Origin of the sequence: Xanthomonas sp. WHRI 1810A (assembly GCF_040202885.1) — a bacterium.
Lineage (GTDB): Bacteria > Pseudomonadota > Gammaproteobacteria > Pseudomonadales > Pseudomonadaceae > Aquipseudomonas.
Genome location: NZ_JBEGED010000013.1, coordinates 86,788 through 105,805, shown reverse-complemented (window position 1 = coordinate 105,805; position 19,018 = coordinate 86,788). Strand labels below are relative to the sequence as shown.

13 protein-coding genes are annotated in these 19,018 nt (G+C 61.1%); 5 read left to right on the top strand and 8 right to left on the bottom strand.

Annotated features, from left to right (window positions below):
• Positions 1–219 precede the first annotated feature (219 nt).
• The gene (locus ABQX22_RS19105; RefSeq protein ID WP_349801411.1) at positions 220–1,173 is read left to right on the top strand and encodes an AraC family transcriptional regulator; all 954 of its coding nucleotides are present in this window, start codon (positions 220–222) and stop codon (positions 1,171–1,173) included.
• A 676-nt stretch (positions 1,174–1,849) separates the two neighbouring features.
• Here the strand turns inward: ABQX22_RS19105 and ABQX22_RS19100 are convergent.
• The gene (locus tag ABQX22_RS19100) at positions 1,850–3,487 is read right to left on the bottom strand and encodes a 5-guanidino-2-oxopentanoate decarboxylase (protein WP_349801410.1); all 1,638 of its coding nucleotides are present in this window, start codon (positions 3,485–3,487) and stop codon (positions 1,850–1,852) included.
• A 494-nt stretch (positions 3,488–3,981) separates the two neighbouring features.
• On the opposite strand from ABQX22_RS19100, the gene ABQX22_RS19095 reads away from it, so the two are divergent.
• Positions 3,982–5,490 carry an MDR family MFS transporter gene (locus ABQX22_RS19095; protein WP_349801409.1) on the top strand — a complete coding sequence of 503 codons (1,509 nt, stop codon included), beginning with the start codon at positions 3,982–3,984 and terminating at the stop codon, positions 5,488–5,490.
• A gap of 257 nt (positions 5,491–5,747) precedes the next feature.
• On the opposite strand, the gene ABQX22_RS19090 is transcribed toward ABQX22_RS19095, so the two are convergent.
• On the bottom strand, positions 5,748–6,380 hold the full coding sequence (locus ABQX22_RS19090) for a TetR family transcriptional regulator (RefSeq protein WP_349801408.1): 633 nt from the start codon (positions 6,378–6,380) through the stop codon (positions 5,748–5,750).
• A 253-nt stretch (positions 6,381–6,633) separates the two neighbouring features.
• Here ABQX22_RS19090 and ABQX22_RS19085 point away from each other — a divergent pair, with 253 nt between their 5' ends.
• From ABQX22_RS19085 to ABQX22_RS19075, 3 genes are read left to right on the top strand one after another with little or no spacing between them, the layout of a single operon-like run.
• The gene (locus ABQX22_RS19085) at positions 6,634–7,800 is read left to right on the top strand and encodes an efflux RND transporter periplasmic adaptor subunit (protein ID WP_349801407.1); all 1,167 of its coding nucleotides are present in this window, start codon (positions 6,634–6,636) and stop codon (positions 7,798–7,800) included.
• 3 nt (positions 7,801–7,803) lie between these two features.
• Positions 7,804–10,956, top strand: coding sequence for an efflux RND transporter permease subunit (locus ABQX22_RS19080; RefSeq protein WP_349801406.1), 3,153 nt, complete (start codon positions 7,804–7,806; stop codon positions 10,954–10,956).
• On the top strand, positions 10,953–12,419 hold the full coding sequence (locus tag ABQX22_RS19075) for an AdeC/AdeK/OprM family multidrug efflux complex outer membrane factor (protein ID WP_349801405.1): 1,467 nt from the start codon (positions 10,953–10,955) through the stop codon (positions 12,417–12,419). The genes ABQX22_RS19080 and ABQX22_RS19075 overlap by 4 nt, the downstream gene beginning before the upstream one ends.
• A 205-nt stretch (positions 12,420–12,624) precedes the next feature.
• Here the strand turns inward: ABQX22_RS19075 and pcaD are convergent, their stop codons facing one another.
• The 6 genes from pcaD to pcaR form a co-directional block, all read right to left on the bottom strand.
• Entirely contained in the window at positions 12,625–13,413 is a 789-nt protein-coding gene (pcaD, locus tag ABQX22_RS19070) for a 3-oxoadipate enol-lactonase (protein WP_349801404.1), read from the bottom strand.
• A gap of 101 nt (positions 13,414–13,514) precedes the next feature.
• Positions 13,515–14,804, bottom strand: coding sequence for an MFS family transporter (locus tag ABQX22_RS19065; RefSeq protein WP_349801403.1), 1,290 nt, complete (start codon positions 14,802–14,804; stop codon positions 13,515–13,517).
• A gap of 186 nt (positions 14,805–14,990) precedes the next feature.
• Positions 14,991–16,190, bottom strand: a complete 1,200-nt coding sequence (gene pcaF / locus ABQX22_RS19060; RefSeq protein ID WP_349801402.1) for a 3-oxoadipyl-CoA thiolase — start codon at positions 16,188–16,190, stop codon at positions 14,991–14,993.
• Positions 16,190–16,969, bottom strand: coding sequence for a CoA-transferase subunit beta (locus ABQX22_RS19055; protein ID WP_349801401.1), 780 nt, complete (start codon positions 16,967–16,969; stop codon positions 16,190–16,192). Before ABQX22_RS19055 ends, pcaF begins: the two co-directional genes overlap by 1 nt.
• The gene (locus tag ABQX22_RS19050; protein WP_349801400.1) at positions 16,966–17,826 is read right to left on the bottom strand and encodes a CoA transferase subunit A; all 861 of its coding nucleotides are present in this window, start codon (positions 17,824–17,826) and stop codon (positions 16,966–16,968) included. The genes ABQX22_RS19055 and ABQX22_RS19050 overlap by 4 nt, the downstream gene beginning before the upstream one ends.
• A gap of 252 nt (positions 17,827–18,078) precedes the next feature.
• On the bottom strand, positions 18,079–18,909 hold the full coding sequence (gene pcaR, locus ABQX22_RS19045) for a pca regulon transcriptional regulator PcaR (RefSeq protein ID WP_349801399.1): 831 nt from the start codon (positions 18,907–18,909) through the stop codon (positions 18,079–18,081).
• Between the last annotated feature and the right edge of the window lie 109 nt (positions 18,910–19,018).

Here is a 19,018-nt window from a genome sequence, read left to right as displayed (position 1 = left end):
TGATCCTGCGCCGTCATAGGTGTCCGAATGTGCAAGTGCATTGACAGCCGGCCAAGGCACCAGGGACTTTTAAGCAAGTACCGCAGGCCTCAAAGGCCCATCATTGCGCCGCGCCGCGGACCGCGACAGAATCAGGCAATCATCCGGCAGGATTCGCTTAACGCCGCCCCTTGCACAAAAATAAGCTATGTCACCTCATAGGCCTGTCGGAGATCACTCATGGCGCAACCAGCCAGCCCCAGCGTTTCATTGGAAGAACCGGTTCCGCCTGAACTGAGCGCGCAGTTGCAGCAACAGCGTGCGGAACTGGCCGAGCTGATTCAGCGTTTCGCCAAGGGTGAAGGCAGCCAGGCCACGGCTATCAAATCGCTGTTCATGGTGCGTCACGACTACCCGACCCAGTCCATTCCGACCGTGGTCCAGCCTGCGCTGTGCATCATGGCCCAGGGCAGCAAGGACGTGAAACTGGGCGACAGTTACTTCACCTACGATCCGCTGCATTACCTGGTGGTGTCAGTCGCAATGCCCATCAGCGGCAAGATCGTGCACGCCTCCCAGGATGAGCCGCACCTGGCCATGCGGATCGACATCGACCCCGTGGAAATCAACGCGCTGATTGCCGAGGCCGGCCCCATGAGCGTCCCGGCGCGGCCCAGCGGCCGTGGGCTGTACGTCGAGCGCATCGACACCACCCTGCTCGACGCGGTCATCCGCCTGATTCGTTTGTTGGACAGCCCGAAAGATATCCCCATGCTGGCGCCGTTGATCAACCGCGAAATTCTGTATCGCCTGTTGCGTGGGCAGCAGGGGCATCGCTTGTACGAAATCGCCATTACCAGCTGCCAGACCCATCGGGTAACCCAGGCGATCAAGTGGCTCAACGAGCACTTTCAGCAGCCGTTGCGCATTGATGAACTGGCTAGGGAAGTGAACCTCAGCGTCTCGACGCTGCACCATCGGTTCAAGGCGGTCACGTCCATGAGCCCGCTGCAATACCAGAAACAGCTGCGTCTGCAGGAAGCCCGCCGGCTAATGCTCAACGATGGGCTCGAAGCCTGCGCCGCCGGCTACAAAGTGGGCTACGAAAGCCCGTCGCAATTCAGCCGCGAATACAGCCGGCTGTTCGGCGCCCCGCCGCTTCGGGACCTGGCGCGCCTGCGCAAGAGCGTCTGACCGGGCCGGGGCTGGCCTTTAACGGCGCTATCGCGAGCAAGCTCACTCTCATCAAACAAGGGATTTGTTGTTGATTTTGAAGGTTCAACAACCTTGCTTCTGCCCGGAGGGCGTGGGAGTCCGGCTTGCCGACGATGGGCTGCGCAGCGGCCCCAAACCTGAGATCTCGGCCTGTCAGACGCGCCGCGTGCACAGGTTTCACTGCCGGTTCCCGGCAGATCGCAGGACAAGCCAGCTGCCACGGCCTGCGGCCAGATTCAAAGCACCGTAGGCCTCCCAGTTTGCTGCGCGACAGCGCGGCGCCTGGACGACGGGGGATCTCCTCATCAAACAAGGGATTTGTTGTTGATTTTGAAGGCTCAACAACCTTGCTTCTGCCCGGAGGGCGTGGGAGTCCGGCTTGCCGACGATGGGCTGCGCAGCGGCCCCAAACCTAAGTCCTCGGCCTGTCGGACGCGCCGTGTGCACAGGTTTCACTGCCGGTTCCCGGCAGATCGCAGGACAAGCCAGCTCCCACGGCCTGCGGCCAGAATCAAAAGCACCGTAGGCCTCCCAGTTTGCTGCGCGACTGCGCGGCGTCTGGACGACGGGGGATCTCCTACCGTGCTGCCAGTTCCCTGTAGGAGTGAGCTTGCTCGCGATGACGGACTGACAGATGTCGAAAAAGCTCGGTAGGTTATGACGCCTGCAATCCCTGCATCCACTGGCGCTGGTCGATCTCAATCAGCGTCGGCCCCGGCCGATCATTGGCCGCCGTCAGCGCCGCTTTTAATTGCTCGACGGTGCTGATGGCTTCGGCCGCGCAGCCCAGCGCCTTGGCCACGCCGATGAAGTCAGGGGTATAGATGTCCACGCCCACCGGCTCGATATTGCGGTTGACCATGTATTTCTTGATCTCTTCGTAGCCCTGGTTATTCCACAGCAGGACGATGATCGGCGCGCGCGCCTCTACCGCACTGGCCAGTTCCGACAGGGTGAATTGCAGCCCGCCATCGCCAATCAGACAGGCCACCGGGTTGCGCTCGCCCTTGTCCTGGCTGCCGAGCCAGGCGCCGACGGCAGCGGGCAACCCGTAACCCAGCGTTCCGTAACCGGTAGAGGAGTTGAACCAGCGACGCGGGTGATCGAGGTCCAGCGTGAGGTTGCCGGTGTAAACCGGCTGGGTCGAATCGCCCACCAGCACCACGTTCGGCAGCACTTCAAGGACGGTGTTGAGGAACAGGGTCTGGCCGAGAGTCGCCTCATCCCAACCAGCATCGAGGGTGGTGCGCAGCGCCGACACGCGCTGACGGCCCCAGTCTTCGACGCGTGCCGGCAACTGCTCGTCGTTCACTGCCGCTAGCAGCGCCTCGGCTGCGGTCTGAGCGTCGGAGACCAACGCCACCTTCGGCATAAAGTTGCGCACGGTCTGGTCGGGGTCGATATCGATCCGCAGCAATGTGCCGGGGATCTTGAAGTGCCCCTGGAAGGTGATGTCGTAGTCGGTTTCGGCCAGTTCAGTGCCAATGGCCAGCACCACGTCGGCGGCCTCGATCAGTTCGCGGGTCGGGTCCAACGACTGGGTCGAACCGATCAGCAACGGGTGATGGGACGCCAACATGCCTTTGGCGTTGATCGTCAGGGCGACCGGGGCGTCCAGTCGTTCGGCCAGCCCGGTCAACGCCGCCGCAGCATCGATGGCACCGCCGCCCACAAGAATCAGTGGTCGTCTGGCATTGGCCAGCAAAGTGCTCATCTGCTTGATCGCGGCGGGCGACGGGCCGGCGCGGGTCACTATGACAGGCGCGCTGTCGAGCAACTCGTCGGCATCTTCAACCAGCACGTCCAGCGGGATCTCGATGTGGACCGGGCGCGGACGACCGGCCTGAAACAGCGCAAAAGCGCGGGCCAACACCGACGGCAGCTCTTTGGCCGACATTAACGTGTGGGAAAACGCCGCGACCCCGGCCACCAGTGCGCCCTGCGCCGGCAGTTCGTGCAACTTTCCTCGCCCGCCACCCAACTGGCTGCGCGACTGGACGCTGGAAATCACCAGCATGGGGATCGAATCGGCGTACGCCTGGCCCATGGCGGTGGTGATGTTGGTCATCCCGGGCCCGGTAATGATGAAACACACCCCCGGCTTGCCGCGGGTGCGGGCGTAACCGTCGGCCATGAAGCCTGCGCCCTGCTCGTGACGAGGGGTCACGTGGTTGATGGTCGAACCGGCCAGCCCGCGGTACAACTCCACGGTGTGCACGCCGGGAATCCCGAACACCTGCTCGACGCCGTAGCCTTCGAGTAACTTCACCAACACTTCGCCGCAGGTTGCCATGTTTCTGAATCCTTGTTCTCGTGTGTCGTTGCGCCTCTGCAGGCGCCAGTGAATTCCCGCGCACAGAAGCGTTTCGTTCTGGAAACCACGCGCTGATATAAACATTCAATCTGCCATCGGCCCAGCAGCATCTCAATACCGACCTACACTCACCTTGTCCCGTCTGAAACATTTTTGAGTCGGATCGAGGTACACAGCATGAAAACCACAATAAAAAGACAATGCGTTTATGTACTGGCTGTCGCATTTGTACTGTCGTTGTATGGCGCTGGCGCCTATCGGATTGAACAGATGCGGCAAACGCCCCACGTCATAGCCTGCTCGTTTGGTCACTGTCTGCCAACGGCGGCCAGCTTCAGCGCCTTGCGATGAGGTGAGCTTCGCCTGTCGACCGAGTGCGGAAGGCGGCTATCGATTAGCAAGCTAACGGAATAGACTGAGGGACCTGCCCGCTGACGTGTTCGGTGGGCCAACCTGCCAGTTGGGTCCCAGCCTTGACCAGTCTCAATCAAACCAGACCGGACATCCGCAGCGTCTTGTTCGCGCTGATGATGGCCGTCTTTCTCAGTGCCCTGGATCAGACCATCGTTGCGGTCTCCATCCCCGCCATCTCCGCTCAATTCAATGATTTCGACCTGCTCGCCTGGGTGATTTCGGCGTATATGGTGGCGTTGACCGTGGCTGTCCCCATCTACGGCAAGCTCGGTGACCTGTACGGGCGCCGCCGGCTGATGCTGTTCGGCCTGGGCACATTCACCGTGGCGTCGCTGTTCTGCGGCATGGCGCAGAGCATGGAGCAACTGGTGCTGGCGCGGGTGCTTCAGGGGATTGGCGCAGGGGGCATGGTGTCGGTCAGCCAGGCCATCATCGGCGACATCGTCCCGCCCCGGGAACGCGGGCGGTATCAAGGTTATTTCAGCGGGATGTACGCGGCGGCCAGCGTCGCCGGGCCGGTGCTCGGCGGCTTCATGACCGAGTACGTGTCGTGGCGCTGGGTGTTTTTCATCAACCTGCCGCTGGGGCTTGCCGCCTGGTGCGTGGCGCGCAAGACGCTGGTGGGTCTTCCGATCCCGCAGCGCAAGCCGGTTATCGACTACCTCGGCACGGTGTTGATGATCATTGGGCTGACCGCCTTGCTGCTGGGCATCACCGAAATCGGACAGGGTCATCACTGGCGGGACGAGAGCGTGCTCGCTCAATTGGGCGTTGCCCTGCTGGCGCTGGTGCTGTTCGTGATCTACGAACGTCGCACCCGCGAGCCGCTGCTGCCCATGCACCTGTTCGCCAATCGCAGCGCGGTGCTGTGCTGGTGCACGATCTTCTTCACCAGCTTTCAGGCCATTTCGCTGATCGTGCTGCTGCCGCTGCGCTACCAGACCATTACCGGCGGCGGTGCCGACAGCGCCGCCCTGCACCTGATGCCGCTGGCGATTGGCATGCCCATGGGCGCTTACTTCGGTGGTCGTCGCACCTCATTGACCGGTCGCTACAAACCCATCATTTTTACCGGCGCCCTGCTGATGCCGCTGGCCATCGCCGGCATTGCCTTCACGCCCCCGGACTCGGCGTGGTTGACGGGCGTGTTCATGGTGCTCACCGGGATCGCCAGCGGGATGCAGTTCCCCACCTCACTGGTGGGCACACAAAACTCGGTGGATGCCAAAGACATGGGCGTGGCCACCAGCACCACCAACCTGTTTCGTTCACTGGGTGGCGCAGTGGGCGTGGCGTCGATGTCCGCGCTGCTGCTGGCGATGCTGGCGGATTCCGGGGTGGGCGATGCCGTCAGCGGCCCGATAGTGGGCGAAGGCGCTTCCGGCAACGTGCTGATGGACAGCCTGCACGCCGCCAGCGGCCCGGCGCTTGAACTGCTGCGTGGGCAGTTGGCAACGACCTTTCAGCATCTGTTGCTGGCCAGTGCGGCGGTGTCGTTGCTGGGGCTCGCTGCTGCAGCGGCGATGCCCAACCATCTGTTGCGAGGCCGCGACGACAAGGATCGCTGACGGATCGGGTGACGGTCGGTCCCTGCTCTGCCCATCGATGCGGCGGTCCGGGCCGACCGCCGCTCACGCTGGCTGAATCCGTGCCGATACCCCGGACAGGCCTTTGGAAACGTAAAGGGTAGGTAAACCGACTGTTCAAGCGTTGGAGGCAAAGGTATAGATGCAGGCTAACCGCCATGCAGTTATAGTCGACCGGCTGGATTGTCCTACAGCCGGGAAGCAGGCCGGTCAGTAAAAGTGGATCTGCTTGCCAGGGCCTATCCGCGCAGCGCGGGGCTCAAACGCAACATGTCCAGCACGGTGTCTACCAGACGTTCCGCTTCTTCGTATAACGAAAAGCTGTCGGGGACCAGGAGCCACTGACCCATCACGCCGTCGATATACGCATGCAGACAGATGGCTCCACGAATCGGATTAAGATCAGCGGGTAACTGCCCCTGACGTACGGCATTACCAAGCGTCAGCGCAATGCGTTCATTGCAGTCCAGGGAGATAATCTGCCGCTGGCGACGCATGTCACACATCTCATCGGTGAATTCGATCTTGTGGAAGAGGATTTCATTGATGCGACGGGTTTTGGGGTCCATTGCAACTTGTTGAAACAAATGAATCAGCAGTTTTCGCATCCAGCCCAGTGGGTCGACTTCGTCCTCACTTTCGCTGTTTCTGGCCATTTCCTCCAGCGGCTCGTGCAGGCTGTCGAGCATCGCCTGCACCAGGTCCGACTTATTGCTGAAGTGCCAGTAGATCGCGCCACGGGTGACGCCCGCCAGCGCGGCAATGTCTGCCAGGGTGGTCCTGGCCACGCCTCGCTCGTAAAAAGCCCGCTCCGCCGCTTCCATGATCTGTTTGCGGGTTTCCTGGGCTTCTTCTTTAGTCCGTCGGACCATGGCAGTACTACCTCAATAAAATTCCTTCAGACTGTCCGGCTTTTCAGCTGGAGCAGCGTCGCGGGCGGCCCTTGTATTGCCTTGTCCCGAGTGTGCAAAAGTTGGCTCGCTGCGCCTGATTGTCGCAGGCCGGGGTATTTACAAACAGCCGTGAACGTAAGTATATTCGTTAGCTTGCTACTTATCCAGCCGGAAAACGTCTTTCGCCCATTCCCACCTTTCATGAGCGCTAGCTCCTGACCCGAGGATCTTCATGCAATTCAAGCCAGCTGTTACCGTACTGGTCACTGCCGTCGCCCTGGCATCGCTGCTCAGCGGATGCAGCAAAAAGGAAGAAGCGGCCGCTGCACCACCGCCCCCTCAGGTCGGCGTAGTTACCCTGCAAACTCAAGCCTATACCCTGACCCGCGAATTGCCGGGCCGGACCACTGCGTTCCGCGTCGCCGAAGTGCGCCCGCAGGTCAATGGCATCATCCTCAAGCGCCTGTTCACTGAAGGCGCCGACGTCAAGGCCGGTCAGCAGCTGTATCAGATCGACCCTGCGGTCTATCAAGCCAACTACGACAGCGCCAAGGCGACCTTCCAGGCGAACAACTCCCTGGCCGGCCGTTATAAGCAGCTGATCGACGAGAAGGCTGTCAGCCGTCAGGAATACGACACCGCCGTCGGTTCCGCTCGTGAAGCCCAGGCTGCTGTACAAACTGCCGAGATCAACCTGCGCTACACCAAGGTGTATGCACCGATCTCCGGCCGCATCGGTCGTTCCTCCGTGACCGAAGGCGCACTGGTCAGCAGCGGTCAGGCCGACGCCATGGCCGTGATCCAGCAGCTGGATCCGATCTACGTCGACGTCGTTCAGTCGTCGGTCGACATGCTGCGTCTGCGCAGCGAACTGGACAGCGGCAAGTTGCAGAAAGTAGGCGACAACGCCGCCAAGGTCAGACTGACCCTGGAAGACGGCAGCCACTACGCCCAGGAAGGCAAGCTTGAGTTCTCCGAAGTGTCGGTCGACCAGACCACCGGCTCGGTGACCTTGCGTGCCGTGTTCCCGAACCCTGAGCACCGTCTGTTGCCCGGCAGCTTTGTCCACGCCCAGCTGCAGGCTGGCGTCAATGACAAGGCAATCCTGGTACCGCAGCAAGCCGTTACCCGTGACCTGAAAGGCACGCCGACTGCCTTGATCGTGACTGCCGACAACAAGGTCGAGCAGCGCACGCTGACCGCCAGTCGCACCGATGGCGCTTACTGGGTCGTAGAGAAAGGCCTGGGCGCCGGCGACCGCGTGATCACCGAAGGCCTGCAATTCGTCAAGCCGGGTGGCACCGTCACCGTGGCTGATGCCAAGAACGTAAAAACTGCAGATTCCGCCCCGGCCGCTGCTCCGGCAACCGAGAAAGCCGCAGGCAGTAAAGGGGAGTAATTCATGTCGAAATTTTTCATCGACCGACCCATTTTCGCGTGGGTAATTGCCCTCGTGATCATGCTGGTTGGGGCTCTATCGATCCTCAAGTTGCCGATCAACCAATACCCGGCCATCGCACCACCGGCCATCGCCATTCAGGTGACCTACCCAGGCGCGTCCGCACAAACCGTGCAGGACACCGTGGTTCAGGTCATTGAGCAACAGCTCAACGGCATCGACAACCTGCGGTATGTCGCCTCGGAAAGTAACTCCGACGGCAGCATGACCATTACCGCGACGTTCAATCAGGGCACCAACCCCGATACGGCGCAGGTTCAGGTGCAGAACAAGCTGAACCTGGCGACCCCGCTGCTGCCGCAAGAAGTGCAGCAACAGGGTATCCGCGTGACCAAGGCGGTGAAGAACTTCCTGATGGTGATCGGCCTGATCTCGGAAAATGGCAGCATGGGCAAGGAAGACTTGGCCAACTACATCGTTTCGAACATGCAGGACCCGATCTCGCGGACCTCCGGTGTGGGTGACTTCCAGGTGTTCGGTGCGCAGTACGCCATGCGTATCTGGCTCGACCCTGCCAAGCTGAATAACTTCCAGCTGACTCCGGTGGACGTGCGAACGGCCGTTTCCGGTCAGAACGTTCAGGTGTCTTCCGGTCAACTGGGCGGTCTGCCAGCGGTCAAGGATCAGCAGCTCAACGCCACCATCATCGGCAAGACCCGCCTGCAGACGGCCGAGCAGTTCGGCAACATTCTGCTCAAGGTCAACCAGGACGGATCGCAGGTGCGTATCCGTGATGTCGGCACTGTCGGCCTTGGTGCCGAGAACTACAGCATCGACGCACAGATCAACGGCAAGCCCGCGTCTGGCCTGGCGATCAAACTCGCCACCGGCGCCAACGCCCTGGACACGGCCAAGGCCATCCGGGCCACCGTTGCCCAGCTCGAGCCGTTCTTCCCGCCTGGCATGAAGGCCGTTTACCCGTATGACACCACGCCGGTAACCAGCGAATCGATCAACGGGGTGATTCATACCCTGGGTGAAGCGGTCGTGCTGGTGTTCCTGGTGATGTACCTGTTCCTGCAGAACTTCCGCGCCACCATCATCACCACGATGACGGTCCCGGTGGTATTGCTCGGCACGTTCGGCATCCTCGCGGCCTTCGGCTTCTCCATCAACACCCTGACCATGTTCGGCATGATCCTGGCCATCGGCTTGCTGGTGGACGATGCCATTGTCGTGGTGGAGAACGTCGAGCGGGTCATGGCAGAGGAGAAACTGTCGCCTCGAGATGCCACGATCAAGTCCATGGAGCAGATCCAGGGCGCGCTGGTCGGTATTGCCATGGTGCTTTCGGCGGTGCTGTTGCCGATGGCGTTCTTCGGCGGCTCCACCGGTGTGATCTACAAGCAATTCTCGATCACCATCGTGTCGGCGATGGCCCTGTCGGTCATCGTTGCGTTGATCTTCACCCCGGCCTTGTGCGCCACCTTGCTCAAGCCGATCGACCATGAAAAGCACGGTCAGCCGCGTCGTGGCTTCTTCGGCTGGTTCAACCGCACCTTCGATCGCAGCGTACTCAGCTACGAGCGCGGCGTGGGTAACATGCTGCGCCACAAGATTCCGGCGTACCTGGTTTACCTGCTGATCTTCGCCGGCATGATCTGGATGTTCACCCGCATCCCCTCCACGTTCCTCCCGGAAGAAGACCAGGGCGTTATCTTCGCCCAGGTTCAGACCCCGGCCGGATCGTCGGCGGCCAGGACCCAGGCGGTTCTGGACGAAGCACGTACTTACCTGCTCGATAAGGAAAGTGCCGCCGTTCAGTCGGTCTTTACGGTAAACGGCTTTAACTTCGCCGGTCGTGGGCAGAGTTCTGCGTTGGCGTTCATCCTGCTCAAACCGTGGGCTGATCGCGACGAGGACAACAGCGTCTTCGCCCTGGCCAAACGCGCTCAGAACCACTTCTTCACGTTCCGCGACGCCCTCTCCTTCGCCGTGGTTCCACCCTCGGTACTGGAATTGGGTAACGCCACCGGTTTCGACTTCTACCTGCAGGATCAGGGCGGCGTGGGTCACGCCAAGCTGATGGAAGCGCGTAACCAGTTCCTCGGCATGGCGGCTCAAAGCAAGATCCTGGCGGGCGTTCGCCCCAACGGTCTGAACGATGAACCGCAGTACCAACTGATCATCGACGATGAGCGCGCCAGCGCATTGGGTATCACCCTGACCGACATCAACACCACGTTGTCCGTCGCCTTCGGTGGTAGCTACATCAACGACTTCATCGACCGCGGTCGGGTGAAGAAGGTGTACGTGCAGGGTCAGCCGAACGCTCGGATGAAGCCTGAAGACCTTGAAAAATGGTATGTGCGCAACAGCGCCGGCGAGATGGTGCCGTTTTCCTCGTTCGCCAGTGGCGAGTGGGTCTTCGGATCACCCAAGCTGTCGCGTTACAACGGCGTGCCGGCCGAAGAAGTGCTCGGTACTCCGGCGCCGGGCTACAGCTCGGGCCAGGCGATGGACGAGGTCGAAGCGCTGGTCAAGAAACTGCCAGCCGGTATCGGTTATTCCTGGACAGGCCTGTCGTATGAAGAACGGCTCTCGGGATCGCAGGCGCCTACGCTGTACGCCATTTCGATTCTGGTGGTGTTCCTCTGTCTCGCGGCCTTGTACGAAAGCTGGTCGATTCCGATCGCGGTCCTGCTGGTTATCCCCCTCGGCGTCATCGGGGCACTGATTGCCACCAGCCTGCGCGGTCTGTCCAACGACGTGTTCTTCCAGGTGGGCCTCTTGGTGACGGTGGGTCTGGCGGCGAAGAACGCCATCCTGATCGTCGAGTTCGCCAAAGAGCTGCATGAACAAGGCAAGAGCCTGGTGGATGCGGCGATTGAAGCCTGCCGGATGCGTCTGCGACCGATCATCATGACCTCGATGGCGTTCATCCTCGGTGTTGTGCCGCTGGCGATCTCCACTGGCGCCGGTTCGGGCGGTCAGCATTCGATCGGTACGGGCGTAATCGGCGGTATGATCACGGCCGTGGTCCTGGCGATCTTCTGGGTACCACTGTTCTTCGTCACGATCTCCGGGTTGTTCAAGAGCAAACAGCGACATACCACCCCACAAGGCACCACACCAAACGACGAGGCTGGCCAATGAGCAAGTCCCTGATCTCGCTGGCAGTCACCGCGTTCATTCTCGGCGGCTGCTCGTTGATCCCCGATTACAACCAGCCTGCCGCGCCGGTCGCCGCGCAGTATCCGCAAGGTCCGGCGTATTCGCCGGCCCAGGCGGCCAACGTGGCAGCGTCCGAGCAAGGCTGGCGTCAGTTCTTTCATGACCCGGCGCTGCAACAGCTGATTCAGACCTCGCTGGTCAATAACCGCGACCTGCGCGTCGCGGCGCTGAACATCGATGCCTACCGCGCTCAGTACCGCATCCAGCGTGCCGACCTGTTCCCGGCGGTCAACGCCGAGGGCAGCGGTATTCGTCAACGGGTGCCTGGCGACCTGTCGCAGACCGGTCAGTCCGGGATCACCAGCCAGTATTCGGTGGGCCTGGGCATCAGCGCCTACGAGCTGGACCTGTTCGGCCGTATCCGCAGCCTCAGCGAACAGGCGCTGCAGCAATACTTCGCCACGGAAGAAGCCCGTCGCAGCACGCAGATCAGCCTGGTGGCCAACGTCGCCAACGCCTACCTGACCTGGCAGGCGGACAAAGAGCTGCTCAAACTGACGCAAGACACACTGGGCGCGTTTGAAGAAAGCTTCCGCCTGACCTCGCGCAGCAGCGAAGTCGGTGTTGCCTCTGCGCTTGATCTTGCGCAGTCGCGCACTTCGGTGGAAAGCGCCCGCGTCAGCCTTTCGCGCTATCAGCGTCTGGTGGCTCAGGACGAGAACAACCTGACCCTGTTGATTGGCACGGCCCTGCCGGAGAACCTGCCGGCCTCCAAGCCGCTGAGCAACGACTTGCTCACCGAGTTGCCGCCTGGCTTGCCTTCGGACCTGTTGCAGCGTCGTCCTGACATCCTGCAAGCCGAATACAACCTCAAGGCAGCCAACGCCAATATCGGCGCCGCCCGTGCAGCGTTCTTCCCGAGCATCAGCCTGACGGCCAGTGCCGGTACCGCAAGCGGTGACTTGAGCGGCCTGTTCAAGGGTGGTTCGGGTACGTGGCTGTTCCAGCCGCAGATCAACCTGCCGATCTTCAACGCCGGCAGCCTGCGTGCGAGCCTCGATTACTCGAAGATCCAGAAGGACATCAGCGTCGCCAACTACGAGAAGGCGATTCAGACAGCCTTCCAGGAAGTGTCCGACGGTCTAGCTTCACGCAAGACCTTCAAGGACCAACTTCAGGCGCAAAGCGATTTCGTGCAGGCCAACCAGGACTACTACCGTCTGGCCGAGCGTCGTTACCGCATCGGGATCGACAGCAACCTGACCTTCCTCGACGCCCAGCGCTCGTTGTTCAGCGCGCAGCAGTCGTTGATCAGCGATCGCTTGTCGCAGCTCAACAGCGAAGTCAATTTGTACCGCGCCCTGGGTGGCGGCTGGTACGAGCAGACTCCGACCGGTCAGAAACAACCAACAGCAGGCGATGTGCCGAAAACGCGGATGTTCTGATGTAACGCAGCCATAAAAAAACCCACCGATTGGTGGGTTTTTTTTTGCTGCTAACGCCTGGGTACATCACTGATTTGGGGGAGACGAAAAACCTGTAGGAGCGCGCTTGCCCGCGATTGCGATCTTTTTGTGAGGACGGTATCAGCCAGATTGACGCTTTCGCGGGCAAGCGCGCTCCTACAGTTCTGATTACATGCTCAAAGGCTCAACTCAACAAAAACTCCGTCACCCGCAACGTAAACACCTGCCCCAACTCGACACTCGACAAGTGCGCCGCGTAGTAATCGGACAGTTGCGAGCCGTGAATATGGTTTTGCAGATAATGCCCATCGGCGACCGTGGTGACCCCATCATGGCTGCCGCAGATGATCAGCGTGTCCACCGTGATCGACCCGACCTGCTTGAGAAAGTCCGCATCGCGCACCGCAACGCAACAGGCGGCGTAGCCTTGAGGGGAGGTGTTGGCCAGCACGTCGATGACCGCTTTCACCTGGCCGGGATGGGTGGCGGCAAACTCCGGCGTGAACCAGCGTTGCGATGCCGTCTGCGCCAACGTCGCCATGCCTTGATCGGCGTCGCTTTCCAGCAACGCGATGCGCTGATTCCAGATTTCGGGCGTGCCGATCTTCGCCGCGCTGTTGCTGATCACCAGTTTGAGCAGACGCTCATTGGCGTGAATCCCCAGCCACTGCCCGATCAAACCGCCCATGGACAGCCCGCAAAAATGCGCCTTCTGGATCTTCAACGCGTCCAGCAGCGCCAGCACGTCCCGACCCAATTGCTCGATGGTGTAAGGCCCCTGGCTGACCAGCGACTGACCGTGCCCGCGCGTGTCGTAGCGCAGCACGCGAAACGATTGACTGAACGCGGCAACCTGCGCGTCCCACATGTGCAGATCGGTGCCGAGTGAATTGGACAGCACCAGCACCGGCGCCCCTGGCGGGCCCTCGATCTCGTAATGCAGTTCACCGTCTTCAAGTTGTACGAATGCCATGGCAGCCCCTCTTTGTTTGAGCACTCAGGTGATCGTGACGTAATGATTGATTATGGAAGATGCGGATGACGCGCGCCCGGACGCAGGCGCGCGCAGATCAATCAATGATCTTCGTGCAGGTAAGCCGGTTGCTTCGGCAACCGCAGGCTGAACAGGAATGCGACGGCCATCATCACCGTGACGTACCAGTAGAAGGTGTTTTCAATCCCTGCGTTCTTGAAGCTCAAGGCCACGAACTCGGCCGAGCCGCCGAAGATGGCGTTGGCCACTGCGTACGCCAGGCCCACACCCAGCGCTCGCACTTGCACCGGGAACATCTCGGCTTTCACCAGACCGCTGATGGAGGTATAGAAGCTGACGATGGCCAGCGCCAGGGTGATCAGCACGAAGGCCAGCACCGGACTTGTCGTGGTTTTCAGCGTCATCAGCAGCGGCACAGTGCACAGCGTGCCCAGACCACCGAACCACAGCATCGAGTTGCGGCGGCCGATCTTGTCCGCCAGCGCGCCGAACGCCGGCTGCATGCACATGTACAGGAACAGCGCGCCGGTCATGATGTAGCTGGCGACTTTCGGGTCCATGTGCACGGTGTTCACCAGGTACTTCTGCATGTACGTGGTGAACGTGTAGAAAATCAGCGAGCCGCCAGCGGTATACCCCAACACCGTGATGAACGCCGTCTTGTGATGCTTGAACAACGCGGCAATGCTGCCGGCGTCCTTGTCCTGACGCGCTTCGGCGGTGGTGGTTTCCTTGAGCGTGCGACGCAGCAGCAGCGAGATCACCGCAGCAATGGCGCCGACCACGAACGGGATCCGCCAGCCATAGGCTTTCAGCTCATCGGAGCTGAGGAACTGCTGAAGAATGACCACGGTGAGCACCGCCAGCAGTTGCCCGCCAATCAGGGTCACGTACTGGAACGAGGCGAAGAAGCCTCGCTGGCCGCGCAGTGCCACTTCACTCATGTAGGTCGCGGTGGTGCCGTATTCGCCACCCACCGACAGGCCCTGGAACAGGCGCGCCGCCAACAGCAACGCGGGTGCCCAGGCGCCGATTTGTGCGTACGTGGGCAGGCACGCGATGACCAGCGAACCTGCGCACATCATCAGGACTGAAATCATCATCGAGTTTTTGCGGCCGTGCTTGTCGGCTACGCGGCCAAACAACCAGCCGCCAATGGGACGCATCAGGAAGCCGGCCGCGAACACGCCAGCGGTGTTGAGCAATTGAACGGTAGGATCGTCGGACGGAAAGAACGCCGGCGCAAAGTAGATGGCGCAGAAGGCATAGACATAGAAGTCGAACCATTCGACGAGGTTGCCGGAAGAAGCCCCCACGATCGCGAAAATCCGTTTGCGCCGCTCTTCCCCGGTGTAGTGAGTCGTTGTCATTATTTTTTCCCCAGTTTTTCAAAACGACCAGTAGTGCCGGCCATACATGCCAGTCCAAGACATAACCAGTAACACTAAGACTTAACCAGCAAGTGTCCTTCATCACAAGAACAATCACCCAGGCCCGCGTTTTGCCTGTTCGTGGAGGCAGTTGCGGACCTGGGCGACTGACTTTTCAGCAACGTTTTATCGCTCAATCGCCAGCGCCATCCCCTGCCCCACGCCCACGCACAACGTCGCCAGGCCTTTGCGGCCGCCGGTTTTTTCCAGATGGTGCAACGCGGTCATCACCAGCCGCGCGCCACTCATGCCCAGCGGGTGACCCAAGGCAATTGCCCCGCCGTTGGGATTCACGTTGGGAGAATCGTCCGCGATCCCGAGTTCGCGCATCACCGCCAGGCCCTGGCTGGCGAATGCTTCGTTGAGCTCGATGACGTCGAAATCCGAAACGGCCAGGCCCAGCCGCTCAACCAGTTTGCGCACGGCCGGGACCGGGCCGATGCCCATGATCCGAGGCTCGACGCCTGCGCTGGCCATGCCCAGAATCCGGGCGCGGGGCGTGAGCCCGTGTTTCTCCACCGCTTCGGCAGACGCCATAATCAGCGCCACGGCGCCATCGTTGAGCCCGGCGGCATTGCCCGCCGTCACGGTGTTGCCAGCGCCGTTCACCGGTTTGAGTTTGCTCAACCCCTCCAGGCTGGTGTCCGCACGGGGGTGTTCATCGGTGTCGACCACGGTCTCGCCTTTCTTGTGGGCGATCCGCACCGGCACGATCTCTTCGGCGAAGAAACCGGACGCCTTGGCAGCGGCCGCGCGCTGCTGGCTGCGCAGGGCGAACGCGTCCTGATCCTCACGGGAGACCTTGAAATCCTCGGCGACGTTGTCACCGGTTTGCGGCATGGTTTCGACGCCGTACTGGTCCTTGATCTGTGGATTGACGAAGCGCCAGCCCAGTGTCGTGTCTTCAAGTTTCTGGCCACGGCCAAACGCCGTCTCGGCCTTGCCCATGACGAACGGCGCGCGGGACATCGACTCCACGCCCCCGGCAATCGCCAGTTCCATTTCACCACAGGCGATCGCCCGAAACGCAGTACCCACGGCGTCCAGACCCGACGCGCACAAACGGTTGAGGGTCACGCCCGGCACGGTGACCGGCAAGCCGGCCAGCAGCAACGCCATCCGCGCCACGTTGCGGTTGTCCTCGCCGGCCTGGTTGGCGCAGCCGAGGAACACCTCATCGACTTCGCTCCAGTTCACCGAAGGATTACGCGCCATCAGCGCCTTGATGGGCAGCGCCGCCAGGTCGTCCGCGCGCACGGTGGCCAGCGCCCCACCGAAACGGCCGATGGGGGTTCGAATCGCATCACAGATAAAAACGTCACGCATCATGCTTCTCCCGGTGCCTGGCCGTGGGCTGCAGCGGTTCGCGCTTCCAGATCACGCAGGGCAGTCAGTTCGTAGTCGCTCGGCTCTGCGCAAACCTCCACGTTTTCGGCGAAGCGCACGGCCCAACCGGTGGCAGCAATCACTTGCTCGCGGGTGACGCCCGGATGCAGGGTCGTGACCACGAACTCGTTGCTGCCCTCCTCCGGCTCCATGATGCACAGGTCAGTGATGATGCCGACCGGTCCGGCCCCGGGCAGTCCGAGACGCTTGCGCGAATCGCCGCCTTCGCCGTGCCCCACTGACGTCATGAAATCCAGCTTGTTAACGAACGCGCGGGCCGATTGCTTGAGAATGATCAGCACCTGTTTGGCTGAACCTGCAATTTCCGGTGCCCCGCCCGCGCCCGGCAGACGGACTTTCGGGTGGTGGTAATCGCCGACGACGGTGGTGTTGATGTTGCCGAAGCGATCGACTTGCGCCGCGCCCAGAAAGCCGACATCGACACGACCGCCCTGCAGCCAATAGCGAAAAATCTCACTGGTGGACACCACGGTATCGGCAGTTTCAGCCAGTTCGCCGTCACCGATGGACAGCGGCAGCACGTTGGGCTTGGCGCCAATCGGGCCTGATTCGTAGATCAGCACCACGTCGGGCGACGAGGTCAGGCGCGCCAGATTGGCTGCCTTCGACGGCAGGCCGATGCCGACGAAGCACACAGAACCGTTTTTCAGCCGACGCGCGGCGGCAACGGTCATCATTTCATTGGTTGAGTAATTCATTGCTGTGCCTCCGAAGCGCTGGCCAATTTGCGCTGAAATTCCGTGAAATCGGCGGTGCCGTGGATGTATTCGGCGACCCACGCGGTAAACGTCTGACGGTCACGGGCGATGGGGTCCCATGCCTGATAGAAGCGGTTATCGCGTTCGTAGTAACCGTGGGCGTAGGAAGGATGCGCGCCATTGGGTACGACGCAGACTGCGCTCAACGCCCAGGTCGGCAAGACGCAGGCATTCATCGGTGCCTTGAGGTCATCGACGATTTCTTCCACCGTCACGATGCAGCGCTTGGCTGCCAGCGCGGCTTCCTTCTGCACACCGAGGATGCCCCACAACAGGACGTTGCCCTTGCGGTCGGCCTTTTGCGCGTGGATGACAGTGACATCCGGGCGCACGGCGGGCACGGCGGCGAGCACCTCGCCGGTGAATGGGCAGGTCACTGTCTTGATCAGCGGGTTGACCTTCGGCAGGTCGGAGCCGGCATACGCACGCAGTACCGCAAACGGCAGCCCCGATGCGCCGGCGACGTAGGCGTTAGCCAGGTCAGCGTGACTGTGCTCTTCGATTTCCAGTGGCTGGGGCCATTGTTTTTCGACCGCGTCACGCAAGCGATGCAGTGAACCGACGCCAGGGTTCCCACCCCACGAGAAAATCAGTTTTTTCGCACAACCGGCGCCGATCAATTGGTCGTAGATAAGATCAGGGGTCATCCGCACCAGAGTCAGGTCTTTCTTTTTCTGACGAATGATTTCATGACCTGCGGCGGTAGGAATCAGATGGGTAAAGCCTTCCAGTGCAACGGTGTCGCCGTCGTTGACGAATTGCTTCACCGCATCGTGCAGAGAAATGATGTCGGCCATGAGTGGCTCCAGGTTCAAACGCTCTATGATGAACAGCGCGCAGGGCTGCGCGGGTATGGCATCGAGGTTATGCCTGGGGACAAAGCGGAACAATCCGATAATCGACTAAGTGTTCGGTGATCGAACAGGATATGTCAGTCCAAAAGCTGCTTTTTGTTGGAGCGAGGCTTGCCCGCGAATGGGTCCAACCGATGCATCGTTATCGGTTGAAAGAATCTTCGCGGGCAAGCCTCGCTCCAACAGGGTCCGCCGTCACGTAAACAACTGCGTACTCAAATCCCGACTGGCATCGAGCATGATCGGCAGAAATTTCTGCTCCAGTTCGTTGCGGGTCACGCGACCGGCGCTGGTGCTGACATTCAACGCCGCCAACACCTGTCCCGATGCGTCGTACACCGGCACGGCAATGGACCGCAGGCCTTGTTCCAATTCCTGATCGACAATGCACCAGCCTTGCTGACGCACCTGCTGCAGGCATTCGAGCAATGTCTCCGGGGTGCACAGCGTTCGGCTGGTCTTGGGCTGCAGGTCGACATGATCCAGATATTCCTGCAGGGACACATCATCCAGCGCCGCCAGCAGAATCCGGCCCATGGACGTGCAATACGCCGGCAGGCGCCCGCCGACGGCAAGGTCCACCGAGATCAGGCGCTGGGTGGTGGCCGAACGAGCGATGTAGAGAATGTCGTCTCCCTCCAGCGTCGCCATGTTGCAGGCCTCATGCAACTGATCGCTCATGCGGTCCAGATAAGGTTGCGAGGACACCGCCAACGGCGTCGACGACAGATACGCGTGGCCGAGGGTCAGGACTTTGGGCAGCAATGAATACGTGCGGCCGTCGGTGGTGGCATAGCCCAGCTTGATCAGCGTGTGCAGACAACGGCGTACCGCCGCGCGAGGGATCTCGGTGCGGTGGCTGATCTGCGCGATGGTCAAATGCCGTTTGCGCTCCTGGAACGCGTGTATCACCGCCAGCCCTCGGGCCAGCGATGTCATGAAATCGGGGTCGCCGGTCAGCGCCTGAATCCGCTTGGCCGGGGACGCGACAATGGGCGGCGCCAGCGACGCGAAAGAATTACGCAATTGGTCATTCATCATTATTACCGTTCGTCGCGGCTTGCACAGCCTTACAGGTAGCCACTCTCACCCTGATTGGCGAGAGTGGCAAGGGCGTTTTGGGCGATTATCGAAC

Coding starts and splice junctions, on each gene's coding strand:
- ABQX22_RS19105 (WP_349801411.1), top strand. CDS start 220: ATGGCGCAACCAGCCAGCCCCAGCGTTTCATTGGAAGAACCGGTTCCG.
- ABQX22_RS19100 (WP_349801410.1), bottom strand. CDS start 3,487: ATGGCAACCTGCGGCGAAGTGTTGGTGAAGTTACTCGAAGGCTACGGC.
- ABQX22_RS19090 (WP_349801408.1), bottom strand. CDS start 6,380: ATGGTCCGACGGACTAAAGAAGAAGCCCAGGAAACCCGCAAACAGATC.
- ABQX22_RS19085 (WP_349801407.1), top strand. CDS start 6,634: ATGCAATTCAAGCCAGCTGTTACCGTACTGGTCACTGCCGTCGCCCTG.
- ABQX22_RS19080 (WP_349801406.1), top strand. CDS start 7,804: ATGTCGAAATTTTTCATCGACCGACCCATTTTCGCGTGGGTAATTGCC.
- ABQX22_RS19075 (WP_349801405.1), top strand. CDS start 10,953: ATGAGCAAGTCCCTGATCTCGCTGGCAGTCACCGCGTTCATTCTCGGC.
- pcaD (WP_349801404.1), bottom strand. CDS start 13,413: ATGGCATTCGTACAACTTGAAGACGGTGAACTGCATTACGAGATCGAG.
- ABQX22_RS19065 (WP_349801403.1), bottom strand. CDS start 14,804: ATGACAACGACTCACTACACCGGGGAAGAGCGGCGCAAACGGATTTTC.
- pcaF (WP_349801402.1), bottom strand. CDS start 16,190: ATGCGTGACGTTTTTATCTGTGATGCGATTCGAACCCCCATCGGCCGT.
- ABQX22_RS19055 (WP_349801401.1), bottom strand. CDS start 16,969: ATGAATTACTCAACCAATGAAATGATGACCGTTGCCGCCGCGCGTCGG.
- ABQX22_RS19050 (WP_349801400.1), bottom strand. CDS start 17,826: ATGGCCGACATCATTTCTCTGCACGATGCGGTGAAGCAATTCGTCAAC.